Here is a 14,446-nt window from a genome sequence, read left to right on the forward strand (position 1 = left end):
GACAGGACATGACAGCCGATTCTGGCAGATTGCAGCAAGGGTTTGCGCACACCAACCCGCCGGCAAGAAGTGACAGACGTGACCGCCGGCCCAGGCGGGCCATGTCAGCCTCAGCTCTGGCAGTGACCGACAGAGCGCGGCGCGTTCTCTGCACCGAGGATCGATCGCGCAGAAAATGCGTCGGTTGCAGAGCGGCGGGCCTGCGGCTTTGCCGCAGCGCCCTTGTCTGCTCGCCACGGCAGGACATGCCGCAAGTCCGCTCTGGGTATATCGCCAACTCCTGAAATCTCGGTGTTTTAGGGTGGTCGTCAGACAATGCGGATGGATCACTGACAGAGCGGTCGGTCAGCTATTTGGCTGCAAGGACCAGTCGAGACACTCGGTGTGTTTGGCTGCAAGCAAAGCACGGCCTGCGTTGTTCGGATCAGGTTGCGTCTGATCAAGCTTCCCGTGCAGGTGAAGAGGCTTCAGTCTCCCGCTTTCCTCAGCCGGGAACTAACAGCAAGTTGCTCAGTCGCCGTGCGGCGCCTGTGCCATTGCACGCTGCGCATACGCAGCGCGCCCGGCATCCGTCAGCACCGCGAATTGGCGCTCGCCGCGGTCTTCCACCTGGATCCAGCCCGGGCCGGCCTGACCGTCCAGGCTGGCGCTGCCCAACCAGGCCAGCGTGCGCAGCAGCACGCTCATGCGCACGCCCAGCTGCTTGCACAACCGGGCCAGCGACACGCCCTCCGGCGTGTCGGCCAACGCAACGAGCAACTGCGCGGTGAGTTGTGGATCAGCGGACAAGCACCGCTCCGATGTCGCGCGGCGCCGCATCGGCGGTTTCGGCGCGGTGCGGCAGCACGATCACCGGAATCGACTTGGAGGTGGGCGTGCGCGCTTCGTCGGCGAAGCTGGACAGCGGCACCAATGCGTTGGTTTCCGGGTAGTACGCTGCCAGGCAGCCGCGCGGGATGTTGTAGTCCACCAGCAGGAAGCGACGTGCCTCGCGATGCACACCGTCCTCGCACAGGCTCTCCAGGTCCACCCAGTCGCCGGCCTTCATGTTCAATGCCGCGATGTCCGCGCCATTGATGAACAGCACGCGGCGCTCGCCGAACACGCCGCGGTAGCGGTCGTCCAGCCCATAGATGGTGGTGTTGTATTGATCGTGCGAGCGCGTGGTGGCCAGCGTGAACACCATCTTCCCGGTGTGGCTGCGACGCGCGCGATGGATCGGGTTGTCGGTCGGCACCGCGTGCGGCTTGAACACCGCGCGCTTCTCCGGCGTCACCCACTGGCGATCGCGCGCGGTGTTGGACAGACGGAAGCCGCCCGGCACGCGCACGCGCTGGTTGAAGTCGGCAAAATCGGGGAACACCTGTGCGATCAGGTCGCGTACCCGGTCGTAGTCGCCCACCAGCCAGCGCCAGCGGATCGCGCTGCGCGCGCCCAGCGTTGCCTCGGCCAGGCGTGCAACGATCGCCGGCTCGGACAGCAGCTCCGGCGAGGCCGGCGGATTGATGCCGGCCGACAGGTGCACCATGCTCATCGAATCCTCCACCGTCACGCCTTGCGGGCCGGCGTCCTGGATATCGATTTCGGTACGGCCCAGGCATGGCAGGATCAGCGCATCGCGGCCATGCACCAGATGGCTGCGATTGAGCTTGGTGGTGACATGCACGGTGAGTTCGCAGTTGCGCAGCGCGCGGTGCGTGGCGTCGGTATCCGGCGTGGCCGCGGCAAAGTTGCCGCCCATCGCGAAGAACACCTTGCCGCGCCCGTCCAGCATCGCCTCGATCGCACCGACGGTGTCGAACCCGTCTTCGCGCGGCGGCGCAAACCCGAACAGCGTCTGCAGCTTGTCCAGGAAGGCGGCCGGCGGTTTTTCGTAGATCATCATCGTGCGGTCGCCCTGCACGTTGCTGTGCCCGCGCACCGGGCACACGCCCGCGCCCGGCCGGCCCAGATGGCCGCGCAGCAACAGCAGGTTGGTGATCATGTGGATGGTGGCCACCGAATGCTTGTGCTGGGTAATGCCCATGCCCCAGCAGGCAATCACGCGCTCGGCANCCGGTCTGCCTGAGCACCGACAGGTGCCCCTTGGCTACCTCGTAGGCTTCGTCCAGCCCCGACTCTTCGATGATGGTGTCCCAGGATTCGCCATGCACCTCGGCAGCGAAGGCCTCGAAATTGGCGGTGTGGGCGTGGATGAATTCCAGATCCAGCAAGCGCGGCGTGCCATCGCGCTGGGCCTGCGCATCGCGCTCCAGCACATGCTTGATGATGCCCTTGACCGCGGCCAGATCGCCGCCGATCTTGAGCTGGAAATAATCCGAGGCGATGCGGGTGGAGCCGTTGTGCAGCATCTCCAGCTTGTCCTGCGGGTCGGCGAACTTCTCCAGCCCGCGTTCGCGCAGCGGATTGAATGCCGCGATCGCCGCGCCGCGCTTGGAGGCCTGGCGCAACTCGCCGAGCATGCGCGGATGATTGGTGCCCGGGTTCTGGCCGAAGATGAAGATTGCATCGGCCAGTTCGAAGTCGTGCAGCGACACCGTGCCCTTGCCCACGCCGATCTGCGAACGCAGCGCGGTGCCGGACGGCTCGTGGCACATGTTGGAGCAGTCCGGGAAGTTGTTGGTGCCAAACTCGCGCACGAACAGCTGGTACAGGAAGGCCGCTTCGTTGCTGGTGCGCCCGGAGGTGTAGAAGATCGCCTCGTCCGGCGATGCCAGCCCGTTGAGGTGCCCGGCGATCTGCGCGAAGGCCGCGTCCCAGCCCACCGGCACGTAGTGATCGGTGGCGGCGTCGTAACGCATCGGCTGGGTCAGCCGGCCCTGCCCTTCCAGCCAGTAGTCGCTGTACTGCGACAACAGGCTGACGCTGTGCGAGGCAAACAGCTCCGGCCCGGCGCGGCGCGCCGTGGATTCGGCGGCAACGGCCTTGGCGCCGTTCTCGCAGAACTCGAAGGTGGAGGTGTGGTCGCGGTCGGGCCAGGCGCAGCCGGGGCAGTCGAAACCGTCCGGCTGGTTGGCATGCAGCAGCGTCTTGGCGCCCTGCACCGCGATGTCCTGTTCCATCAGGTGCTTGGCGACCGAGCGCAATGCGCCCCAGCCGCCGGCGGGATTGTCGTATTGCTGGATGGTCTTCTTGCTCATGCGGGCTCTCCCACGCCAACGCCCAGATGCAGGCGCTGCGGATGGCTGTAAACGACACAATCGTGATCGCGGGCAAACCCGATCAGGGTCAGTCCCGCACTGTCGGCCAGGCTGATCGCCAGCGCGGTCGGTGCCGAAATCGCTGCGAGCAGCGGGATCCGGGCCTGCGCGGCTTTCATGGCCATTTCGTAACTGGCGCGGCTGGTCACCACCGCAAACCCGTGCGATGCATCGACGCGTGCGCGCGCCAGGGCACCGATCAACTTGTCCAGCGCGTTATGCCGGCCGACGTCCTCGCGCACGTAGCGCACTACTCCCTGCGCATCGGCCCAGCCGGCGGCATGCACCGCGCCGGTCTGCGCGGCGATCGGCTGCTGCGCATGCAACGCGTCCAGCGCGCGCGCCAGTGCCTGCGCATCGATCTGCAGGGACGACTGCAGCACCGGCGGCACGCGCAGCACCGCCTCGATCGATTCGTTGCCGCATACCCCGCACCCGCTGCGCCCGTCCAGGTTGCGCCTCCGCTGGTCCAGCGCGGCGGCACGCCCGGGCGGAATTTCGATCTGCAGCGAGGCGCCCTCCAGGAACGTCTCCACCGCCACCACCCGCAGGTCCTGCGGGTGCTCGACGATGCCTTCGCTCAGCGAGAACCCGAAGGCGAAATCCTCCAGGTCTTCCGGCGTGGCCATCATCACCGCGAACGGCACGCCGTTGTAGTGGAAGGCGACCGGCATTTCGGCCGCCACCATGTCCTGCACCGTGGCGTTGCGGCCGCCGCGGTGGCGGACGACCGTGCGCACCACACTGCCGGCGCGCACGGAACGGGAGGACGGAGTGGTCATCTCATCTCAATGAAACAGGACGAAGGCTTTTTGCAGCGTGACCCAGATGCCCCAGCACATCGGCACGCCGACCGCCAGCCAGGCCAGCGCGACCAGGGCGGGATTGCCGCCGTGCCCGATCCGCGCCATCTGCTCGGGCGGCAGCACGGCCTTGCCGCTGCGGTCCACCTTCTCGTGCGCCAGCTGCTTTTCGCGCGCCAGTTCGTCGGGCGTCATGAAGTGACGCGCGGCCACCGGACGCACCAACAGATTGCAGATCAGTCCGAGCACGAGCATGCCGGCGAGGATGTACATGGTGGTGTTGTAGACCTGTGACGGCGGGCTGCCGTGGGCCAGCTGGTACTCCCGCATGTAGCCGACGACTACCGGGCCGAGGATGCCGGCGGTGGCCCAGGCGGTCAGCAGGCGGCCATGGATGGCGCCGACCATCTGGGTGCCGAACAGGTCGGCCAGATAGGCCGGGATGGTGGCGAAACCGCCGCCGTACATCGACAGGATGATGCAGAAGATGCCCACGAACAGCGCGATGCCGCCCACGCTGCCGGCCGACGGTGCTGCCGCATACAGGCAGATGCCCAGCACGAAGAACAGCGTGTAGGTGTTCTTGCGGCCGAGCTTGTCGGACATGCTGGCCCAGAAGAAGCGGCCGCCGATGTTGAACAGGCTGAGCAGGCCGGTAAAGCCGGCCGCGATGGCCGCGATGCTGGCCAGCTGGGCCGTATCCAGGCTGCCGAAGCCGGCATCCAGCCCGATCAGGCGGCCGCCGAACACTTCCTGCAGCATCGGCGAGGACATGCCGATCACGCCGATACCGGCCGACACGTTCAGGCACAGCACGCCCCACAGCAGCCAGAACTGCGGGATGCCCCAGACCTTGCTCACGTGCACGTGGTTGGCGGTGATCATGGCGTTGTTGCTGGCCACCGGCGCGGTCCAGCCGGCGGGGGTCCAGCCGCTCGGAGGCACGCGGTAGCCGAACGCACCGGCCATCATGAAGACGAAGTACAGCGCCGCCATCACCAGGAAGGTTTCCATCACGCCCACCGAGGTCGGCGTGGCGAAGTGGCGCATCAGCGCATCGGCCAGGGGGCTGCCGATCATCGCGCCGCCACCGAAGCCCATGATCGCCATGCCGGTCGCCATGCCGCGGCGGTCCGGGAACCACTTGATCAGGGTCGACACCGGCGAGATGTAGCCCAGGCCAAGACCAATCCCGCCGATCACGCCCGAGCCCAGCCACAGCATCCAGATCTGGTGGAAGTGGATACCGGCCGCCGAGATCACCAGGCCGCCGCACCAGCACAGCGCCGAGACCACGCCGGCCTTGCGCGGGCCGGCACGTTCCAGCCAGCCGCCCCAGACCGCCGCAGAGCAGCCCAGCAGCACGAAGAACAGCGTGTACATCCACTGCAGTTCGCTGATCTTCCAGTCGCAGGTGGTGGCGACCATGCGCGCGAACAGGCCCATGTCGGCCGGGCACGCGATCGCCTCGGTGATGCCCAGCGCCTTGGACAGCGGCAGCCAGAACACGCTGAAGCCATAGGCCATGCCGATACACAGATGGATCGCCAATGCGGCCGGCGGTACCAACCAACGATTGAATCCCGGACGCGCGACGATGCGCTCCTTGGACAGCAGGCCGGCGTCTGCGCCGTTGGCGCCCGCCACGGTGGACCCTTGTGTCATTCCCGTTCCCCTAGAAAATACGATGAATTGTGTCCGGAGCGCCTGACAGGACGGCTGCACGCAGGCGCTGTCAGTGATCCCGATTACGATTGATGGCTGCGATCGATTGACGTGTTGCGATAAGGACAAAGGCGACTACCAGGCCCAACTGGTACGCGTCTGGCGCATCATCGGCGATCGTTGAATCTTTGCAATGCTTCGACGCGCCCCGCAGCCAGTCAAAACCCCGTCATGGCCCGCGCCGCAAGGCGTTCCCACAGCTTAGCGGCCGGCGCTGCGACTAATTGACTAGTCCGTGCGCAACGGCGCGCGCGGGCCTGCAAATCGTGCTCGCCGTCGCGCTGCGCCAGGGCGGCGGTTTAGCCGCAGCGGCGGTGCAGCCGGCCCCTCCCCGCGACGGCGTTGGCCCTGCACGTCCAACCTGCACGCGATGGCACGCCGGAGCGCACCTGGCGACGCGCTCTTCGAGCGCGGCTTGCCAGACTGCGGCCTGCCGGTCCGCGTCACCGGGGATGTCATCGCGCCGCCGCCCTGATCGTACCCCCTTGCAGATCGTGCAGGCCGCCGACACGCGGGCCAGGCGTGTGCGCAGCACCGCCCGACGACAAAGGCACGGGCGCCCGCGCGTAACGTCCGCGTGCAACCCGGTCAAGCGCGCAAAGCCGGAGCAGGCTCACTACAATGCCGGCCCCGCACTTCCCCGCAGTTGCCGCATGAACATCGTTGTCAAAGAAGAACTCAAGGCCTACATCGACCCGCTGACGCCCGACGAGCACGAGGCGCTGGAACGCAGCCTGCTGGCCGAGGGCTGCCGCGATGCGCTGGTGCTGTGGGGCGATGTGCTGGTGGATGGCCACAACCGCTACGGCATCTGCCAGAAGCACGGCCTGCCGTTCCAGACCGTGCAGAACCCGCGCTTCCAGTCGATGCAGGACGTGCACCTGTGGATGATCGAGCAGCACCTGGGCCGGCGCAGCGTGTCGGACTTCCAGCGTGGCGTGCTGGCGCTGCGCAAGCGCGAGATCCTGGCCGCGCGCCAGCGCAGCCAGCGCGACGCCGACGCCGCGGCCGAAGCGCCGACGGTTGCCGACGATGACCAACCGGCCGCCGGCATCGACCACGGTGCTACGCAGGCCGCCACCGACAGCGACAGCCCGCCGTGGGAAGAGAGCTCCACCCCGGTCAGCCGCGCCGAGCTGGCGCGCGAGGCCCGCCTGAGCAACAACCAGGTGGTGATGATCGAGCGCATCCACAAACAGGCCGCCCCGGAAGTGGTGCAGGCGGTCAAGGCCGGCGAGATTTCCATCAGCGCCGCCGCTGCCGTGGCCACCCTGTCCGAGGACGAGCAACGCGCCGCCGCCCAGGCCGGCAAGGCCGAACTCAAACAGGCAGCCAAGCGCGTGCGCGACGCCAAGCGCAAGCCCAGGGCCGACGAGGCCGAAGGCGGCGAAGCCGAACGCCGCGATGTGAAAGCCCTGCAACGCCGCGTCACCGAACTGGAAAACGAAAACGCCGCGCTGCAGGCCAAGGTGACCGCGCTGCAATCGCAGCTGGAGCGCCTGCGCAACTAAGTGCCAGACACCGTAGGAGCGCACCCGGGCGCGACCAGGCTTTCCCGGTAACGCCATCGCGCGCAAGCGCGCTCCTACCAACCGCCTTCGCGAACGGCAACCGCACGCAACCGCACGATACCCACCCGTAGGAGCGCACCCGGGCGCGACGTGGCTTCCCCGGTAACGCCATCGCGCGCAAGCGCGCTCCTACCAACCACCTTCGCGAACGGCAACCGCCCGCAACCGCACGATACCCAACCGTAGGAGCGCACCCGGGCGCGACGTGGCTTCACCGGTAACGCCATCGCGCGCAAGCGCGCTCCTACCAACCGCCTTCGCGAACGGCAACCGCCCGCAACCGCACGATACCCACCCGTAGGAGCGCACCCGGGCGCGACGTGGCTTCCCCGGTAACGCCATCGCGCGCAAGCGCGCTCCGGCAAACCGTCACGCCCCGCCGTGGACATGCCCTGCTCCGGCGACTGGGTACACTGCGCGGATGGAACCAAGCGTTAGCACTCCCCGTCCCGTCGATCCCCGTCGTGCCCAGCTGCAGCGCATGAAGCTGTTGGCGGTGGCCCTGCTGCTGGCAATGTTGGCCGGCTTCGTCGTCAGCCACCTGATGGGCGAACAAGGCATCTGGGCCTGGGTGTCGGCCTTCTGCGAAGCAGCCACGGTCGGCGCATTGGCCGACTGGTTCGCGGTGGTGGCCTTGTTCCGCCATCCGATGGGCCTGCCGATCCCGCATACCGCCATCCTGCCGCGCGGCAAGGACCGCCTGGCCGATGGCCTGGCAGTGTTCGTGCGCGACCAGTTCCTCGCCCCGGACGCGTTGATGGAAAAACTGCGCGTGTTCGACCCGGCCAGCCGCCTCGGCGAATGGCTGGCCAAACCCGAGCAGGCGCGCATGCTCGCGCAGATGGCGCGCAGCTGGATGCTGCAGGCGCTGGAGCTGCTGGACGAGGCCGCGGTGCGCCGCGCGATCCAGCGCTTCGTGGTCGACCGTCTGCGCAAGTGGAACGCCGCCGCCACCGTCGGCGATGTGATGGCGCTGCTCACCACCGATGGCCGGCATCAGAAACTGCTGGACGAGGTGCTGCTGCGCCTGGGCGAATGGCTGGACCAGGAACAGGTCAAGACGCGCGCCTCGGCGTTGATCGTGCGCTACGCGCGACGCGAGTGGCCCAAGCTGGTCGGCACGGTGAACTGGGTCAAGCCGATCGAGGAGATCGGCGACAGCCTGGCCGACCGCATGGCGCGTGCGGCGATCGAGGAATTGCAGGACATCCTCAAGACACCCGAGCATCCAATCAGGCTCGACTACGAGGCGTGGCTGCAACGCTACATCGCGCGCCTGCGCGACGAGCCGGCCATGGCCGAGCGTGTGGAAGAGCTCAAGCAGCGCGCGATCGAACATCCGGCCCTGCAGGACTACGTGCAAGGGCTATGGGGCGAGATTCGCGATGCACTGCGCAACGACCTGGCGCGGGAGGAATCATCGATGGCCGCGCACATGGAGCGCTCCATGCAATCGCTCGGCCAGGCCTTGTCGCAGGATCCCTCGCTGCGGGAAGCACTCAACCAGCACATGCTGCAGGCGGCCGACAAACTCACCACGCGCCTGCGCGCATCGGTGACCGACCATATCGCCTCGACGGTGAAAAGTTGGGACGAACGTCACCTCGTCGAACAATTGGAATTGGGTGTCGGACGCGATCTGCAATACATTCGGTTCAACGGAACGTTGGTAGGCGGGCTGATCGGCCTGGCCCTTCACGCACTATCGATCTGGCTGGCGTTCTGATGCATTGGCAATGACGTTGATCGCCCACCGGAAGCACGTGCAGACACCGGGGAGACTGCACGTCTTTCGATGATCGTCAGGCGCCACCACGAAGCCGACCTCACTATCGGTCAGCACACCGGGCACGCAACAGGCAAGGCAAAGGGAAAAAAATGCCGAATGGCCGCTGGGATCTGCGCAGAAAATACGGGCGCCGTGCGTCGATCGGTGCCCTGCTGGTTCTCGCCGCAGGTCTGATTGCTGCCATTTCCGCCGGCCTGTCGCTGCAGCGGCACAACGAACTCGAGCGCGAGCAGCGTTTCAACTACGTCGTGCGCACGCTGACGCGCAACATCAGCGAGCGCATGTATACCTTCGAACACGGACTGCGCGGCGCGCGCGGGGCCGTGATCGGCGCCGGCAAGGACGTCATCAGTCGCGACCGCTTCACCCTGTACAGCCGCTCGCGCGATTACGCGCGCGAGTTTCCCGGCGTGCTGGGGTACGGCTACATCCATCGTGTCGCGCCTGCGGACGAACAGGCCTTCCTGCAGGCCGCCCGCGCCGACGGCGCACCGGACATCAAGCGCCGGCTGCTGGAGCCGTGGGACGGCGAGCGCTACATCGTGCTGTATTTCGAACCGGAGTCCTCGGGCAACCGTCCGATCGGGCTGGACATCGCCTCCGAGCCGCGCCGCCGCGCCGCCGCGCTGCAGGCCGCACGCAGCGGCCTGCCGATCATGACCTCGCCGATCTCGCTGTCCGGCTATCGCATTCCCAGCGAGAGCGGATTCCTGGTGCTGCTGGCGGTCTATCGCGAGGGCATGCCGCTGCAGACGCCGCAACAGCGCATGGCCGCGACCACCGGCTGGGTGTACGCACCCTTCAGTGTCGGGCAGATGGTGGAAAGCACCCTGGGCGAGCGCAACGACATGGCGCTGGACCTGTCCGACAGGAACGAGCCGACCCACAACTTCTTCCGCAGCGGCACGCCGTCCAGCGACAGTGCGCGTCGCCCGCCGGTGATCCAGCAGCTGCAGATCTATGGCCGCACCTGGATCATCACCGCCCACCCCACCGCCAGCTTCCTGGCCTCGCTCAACCAGACCTCGCCATGGCTGATGGGCGGCCTGGTGCTGGGCGTGTCGGTGCTGCTTGCGGCCTTGCTTGTGCTGTATTTCAGCAATGGACTGCGGCGCGAGGAAGTGCTGCGCAAGCAGATGGAACTGGCGGCACTGGTCAGCCATTCCAGCGAAGCCATCGTCGCCGAAACCCCGGACGGAGACATCACCCACTGGAATCCCGCTGCCGAAGCGATGTTCGGCTACGGCGCAGACGAGGCGATCGGCCAGAACCTGACCCAGCTGCTGTCGCCGCAGCCGTACACGATTCCCGATATCGAGCATGCCGACGAACATCGTTCGGCAGATACCTCGGCGGCGCAGAGCATGCGCCATCGCGACGGGCATCTGGTGCATGTGCTGGCCAGCAAGGCGCCGATCATCGAACGCAATGCCACCCTGAGCGGGCATTCGCATTTCTTCCGCGACATCTCCGAGCGGGTGCGTTCGCACCAGCGCATCGTCGCCCTCAATGCGTCGCTCGAACACCAGGTCGCCGAACGCACCAGCGAACTGATGAAGTTCTCCGCGCTACATCGGGCGATCCTGGCGCATGCCGGCTTTGCCATCATCGCCACCGACTCCGGCGGCTTTGTCACGCTGTTCAACCGTGCCGCGGAGAAACTGCTGGGCTACAACGCCGACGAGGTGATCGGGCGCCGCAAGGCCGGCCAGTTCATCGAGCCCGAGGAACTGCAGCAGCGCGCCCAGCTGCTCGCCGAGCAGACCGGCGCGCCGGTGGCGCACACCCTGGAGGCGATCGCCGCACTGACCAGCCTGGGCCGCAGCGACACCAGCGAATGGACCTACGTCAGCCACGAAGGCCGCCGCCTGCCGGTGCTGCTGACCCTGAGCACGCTGCGCGACGACAACGACCAGGTGATCGGCTACCTGGGCATGGCGGTGGATCTGACCGAACAGAAACTGCACGAGAAACAACTGCGCCTGGCGATGGATGCGGCCAAGAGCGCCAACCAGTCCAAGTCCGATTTCCTGGCCAACATGAGCCATGAAATCCGCACGCCGATGAACGCGATCCTGGGCATGCTGTACCTGCTGCAGCGCAGCGAACTGCCCGCTGCGGCGCAGGACATGGTGACCAAGATCGATCGCTCCGCGCGGTCGTTGCTGGAAATCATCAACGACATCCTGGACTTCTCCAAGATCGAGGCCGGGCGCATCGACCTGGAACGCGCACCGTTCGACCTCAACCAACTGTTCGACAACATCGCCGACCTGATGCGTTCCTCGCTCAGCGCCAAACCGGTGGAAATGATCGTCGAACCGCTGCCGCGCGACTGCCGCTGGCTGCTCGGCGATGCGCTGCGCATCAACCAGGTGCTGGTCAACCTGGTCGGCAACGCGATCAAGTTCACCGAGCAGGGCGAAGTGGTGCTGTCGGTGCGGCGCTTTCCCAGCGGCGATCCGAACAAGTTCAAGCTGTTGTTCTCGGTGCGCGACACCGGCATCGGCATTTCCAAGGAAAAGCAGAGCCTGATCTTCTCGCCGTTCCTGCAGGCCGACACCTCCACCAGCCGGCGTTACGGCGGCAGCGGCCTGGGCCTGACCATCAGCCGGCGCCTGATCGAATTGATGGGCGGCGAGCTGGAAGTGGAAAGCGTGCCCGGCCGCGGCAGCGAATTCTATTTCGTGGTGACGCTGGAAAAATCCGCACCGCCACCGGCCCAGCGCGAGCTGCCCGCGCTGCCGCCCGAGGCGATGCCGCGCGTGTTGATCGCCGACGACCACGATGCCGCGCTCAACAACCTGGTGCGTATCGCCACCGAGCTCGGCTGGCGCGTGGATGCGGTCGCCAGCGGCCAGGCCGCCCTGCAGGCGATCGAACAGGCCAGCGAGCCCTACGACATCTTCCTGCTCGACTGGCGCATGCCCGATATCGACGGCGTGGCGGTCGCGCGGCAGATCCGCGCGCGGGCCGTGCCCGGCCCGCATCCGGTGATCGTCATGGTCACCGCGTACGAGCGCCGCCTGCTCGAACAGCATCCCGAGCAACAGGACCTGGACGCGGTCATGACCAAGCCGGTCACCACTGCGGCGCTGCACCGGCTGGTGGAGCAGCTGGTCGACCAACGCCCCGGCGCACGGCCGGCGACGCCCACCGTCGTGGCGCGTCGCCTGGAAGGCGCGCATCTGCTGCTGGTGGACGACAGCGAGATCAACTGCGAAGTGGCCCAGCGCATTCTCGAAGGCGAAGGCGCCATGGTCACGGTCGCCCACGATGGCGAGCAGGCCATCAACACGCTCAAGCGTGCGCCGGAGCTGTTCCAGCTGGTGTTGATGGACGTGCAGATGCCGGTGGTCGATGGCTACGAAGCCACGCGGCGGTTGCGGCAGATCCCGGCGCTGGCCAGCCTGCCGGTGATCGCGCTGACCGCCGGCGCCTTCCGCCCGCAGCAGGAGAAGGCGCTGGAAGCCGGCATGAACGGCTTCATCGCCAAACCGTTCAACGTGGAGGAACTGGTCACCGCCATCCGCCATTTCCTGCAGCCGGGTGTGCGGCGCATCCCATCGCTGCCGCACGAGACCGATGCCCATGCCGGCCCGGAGTGGGAACACACCGACCCGGAGGTGCTGGATGCGGCGCGTGCACGCAGCCTGTGGCGCGAACGCGAACCGTACGAGCGCTATCTGCTCAAGCTGCTGCGCGACAACCCCGACCCGGCCGCGACCGCCGCCGAGCATCTGCGTCGCAACGAGCTGGCGGCGATCGGCGCGCTGGCGCACAAGCTGCGTGGCGCGGCCGGCTCGCTGGCCCTGCCTGCCCTGGCCGGCGCCGCCAGCGATCTGGAGACCCGCATCGAGGAAGGCCACGACATCACCTCGGCGCTGCTCGCGCTCGGGGACACCATGCAGCGCACCACCACCGCGATCCACGCCTTCCTGCAACCCGGCGCCAGCGACCAGGCGGCAAGCGATGACGCAGTCGCGCTGGACGCAGACAGCGTGCAGATCCTGGAAGCGGCCCTGGCCAGCGACGATGCCGACCGGATCGACCACGCGCTGCTGATCTGCGCGCCGCGCCTGCCGCGCAGCCTGCAGGAAGCACTGCAGCGTGCGGTGGACGATTTCGACTTCCGTCGCGCCGAGGCCACGTTGCGCGACTGGCAAGCCACCCAGCTGCGCTGACCGATCACCACGCAGGGTCGCAAGGAGTCTTCATGCCGCATCGTCCCCTGCTGTGCGTCGACGACGAGTCCAGCAACCTGGCCACCCTGCGCCAGTTGCTGCGCGACGATTTTCCGCTGGTGTTCGCCAAGTCCGGCCGCGAAGCGCTGGAAGCCGTGATCCGCCATGCGCCGTCGCTGATCCTGCTGGATGTCGAGCTGCCCGACATGGACGGCTATGCGGTGGCACGCACGCTCAAGCAGCAACCGGCCAGCGCGGCCATCCCGATCCTGTTCGTGACCTCGCGCAGCGGCGAGCGCGACGAACGCGCGGGCCTGGAAGCGGGCGCGGCCGACTACGTCAGCAAGCCCTACTCGCCCGCCCTGCTCAAGGTCCGCATCGCCACCCAGTTGCAGCTGGCCGACGCCGCGCGTCTGGCCCAGCAATACCGCGATGCGATCCACCTGCTCGGTACCGCCGGGCAGGGCCGGGACGCCGACACCGGCGCGCATATCTGGCGCATGGCCGCCTATGCGCAGCTGCTGGCAGAGAAGGTCGGCTGGTCGGCGCAACAGGCGCAACTGCTGCAGGATGCCGCGCCCCTGCACGACGCCGGCAAGATCGCCGTGCCCGCCCGGCTCCTGCACAAGCCCGATGCGCTGGACGAACAGGAACGCGCAGTGGTGCGCCAGCACCCGCAGGTCGGCCACGACCTGCTGCGCCGGGGCCGCGGGCCGGTGTTCGAACTGGCTGCGGAAATCGCGCTGCACCACCACGAATGCTGGGACGGCAGCGGCTATCCGCGTGGCCTGGCCGGCGCTGCCATTCCCGAATCGGCGCGCATCGTGGCGGTGGCCGACGTGTTCGACGCGCTGTGCGGGCGGTGCGCCTACAAGGCGCCATGGACGGTGGACGAGGCCATGCGCAAGCTCGACAGCATGGCCGGCAAGCGACTGGAACCGCGCCTGGTGCAGCATTTCCGCGAGGCCGTGCCACAGGTCCTGCAGATCATGCAGGCCTGGGACAACCCGGCCGCACAGCGTTGAGCTGGAAGATGCGCGCTGCGGCCGCTGGCGGCATCTCCCCCAACCGGCCAGATGCTCTTCTCCGATCGGGAGAAAGACGAGCGCCAGTACCTCCTCTTCTCCGGCCGAATGAAAGGCGGGGTCGTTGCTTCCCTTCTCCGGCCGAATGA

Annotated in this window: 7 protein-coding genes and 1 pseudogene; 4 read left to right on the top strand and 4 right to left on the bottom strand. The window is 67.3% G+C overall.

What is annotated here, in order from left to right; translation table 11 throughout:
• Positions 1-510: 510 nt before the first annotated feature.
• From C0541_RS06465 to C0541_RS06480, 4 genes and pseudogenes are all read right to left on the bottom strand, one after another.
• A complete protein-coding gene (locus C0541_RS06465) occupies positions 511-789 on the bottom strand; it encodes a hypothetical protein (protein ID WP_161959914.1) in 279 nt (92 codons plus the stop codon).
• Positions 779-3,140, bottom strand: a pseudogene (locus C0541_RS06470) (FdhF/YdeP family oxidoreductase). Before C0541_RS06470 ends, C0541_RS06465 begins: the two are co-directional and overlap by 11 nt.
• Positions 3,137-3,982, bottom strand: a complete 846-nt coding sequence (gene fdhD / locus C0541_RS06475; RefSeq protein WP_115046801.1) for a formate dehydrogenase accessory sulfurtransferase FdhD — start codon at positions 3,980-3,982, stop codon at positions 3,137-3,139. The pseudogene C0541_RS06470 and the gene fdhD overlap by 4 nt, the downstream one beginning before the upstream one ends.
• 6 nt (positions 3,983-3,988) lie before the next feature.
• Positions 3,989-5,668, bottom strand: coding sequence for an OFA family MFS transporter (locus C0541_RS06480; RefSeq protein ID WP_115046803.1), 1,680 nt, complete (start codon positions 5,666-5,668; stop codon positions 3,989-3,991).
• A 713-nt stretch (positions 5,669-6,381) separates the two neighbouring features.
• On the opposite strand from C0541_RS06480, the gene C0541_RS06485 reads away from it, so the two are divergent.
• From C0541_RS06485 to C0541_RS06500, 4 genes are all read left to right on the top strand, one after another.
• Positions 6,382-7,239: a plasmid replication/partition related protein gene (locus tag C0541_RS06485; protein ID WP_115046805.1), complete on the top strand. Its 858-nt coding sequence runs from the start codon at positions 6,382-6,384 to the stop codon at positions 7,237-7,239.
• A gap of 481 nt (positions 7,240-7,720) precedes the next feature.
• Positions 7,721-9,025, top strand: coding sequence for a DUF445 domain-containing protein (locus tag C0541_RS06490; protein ID WP_115046807.1), 1,305 nt, complete (start codon positions 7,721-7,723; stop codon positions 9,023-9,025).
• Between the two features lie 152 nt (positions 9,026-9,177).
• The gene (locus C0541_RS06495) at positions 9,178-13,272 is read left to right on the top strand and encodes a CHASE domain-containing hybrid sensor histidine kinase/response regulator (protein ID WP_115046809.1); all 4,095 of its coding nucleotides are present in this window, start codon (positions 9,178-9,180) and stop codon (positions 13,270-13,272) included.
• Between the two features lie 32 nt (positions 13,273-13,304).
• Complete coding sequence (locus C0541_RS06500; protein ID WP_115046811.1) at positions 13,305-14,297, top strand: HD-GYP domain-containing protein; 993 nt, start codon at positions 13,305-13,307, stop codon at positions 14,295-14,297.
• The last annotated feature ends 149 nt before the right edge of the window (positions 14,298-14,446 follow it).

Origin of the sequence: Xanthomonas arboricola (genome assembly GCF_003353015.1) — a bacterium.
Classification (GTDB): Bacteria; Pseudomonadota; Gammaproteobacteria; order Xanthomonadales; family Xanthomonadaceae; genus Xanthomonas; species Xanthomonas arboricola_E.

Coding starts and splice junctions, on each gene's coding strand:
- C0541_RS06480 (WP_115046803.1), bottom strand. CDS start 5,668: ATGACACAAGGGTCCACCGTGGCGGGCGCCAACGGCGCAGACGCCGGC.
- fdhD (WP_115046801.1), bottom strand. CDS start 3,982: ATGACCACTCCGTCCTCCCGTTCCGTGCGCGCCGGCAGTGTGGTGCGC.
- C0541_RS06485 (WP_115046805.1), top strand. CDS start 6,382: ATGAACATCGTTGTCAAAGAAGAACTCAAGGCCTACATCGACCCGCTG.
- C0541_RS06500 (WP_115046811.1), top strand. CDS start 13,305: ATGCCGCATCGTCCCCTGCTGTGCGTCGACGACGAGTCCAGCAACCTG.
- C0541_RS06490 (WP_115046807.1), top strand. CDS start 7,721: ATGGAACCAAGCGTTAGCACTCCCCGTCCCGTCGATCCCCGTCGTGCC.
- C0541_RS06495 (WP_115046809.1), top strand. CDS start 9,178: ATGCCGAATGGCCGCTGGGATCTGCGCAGAAAATACGGGCGCCGTGCG.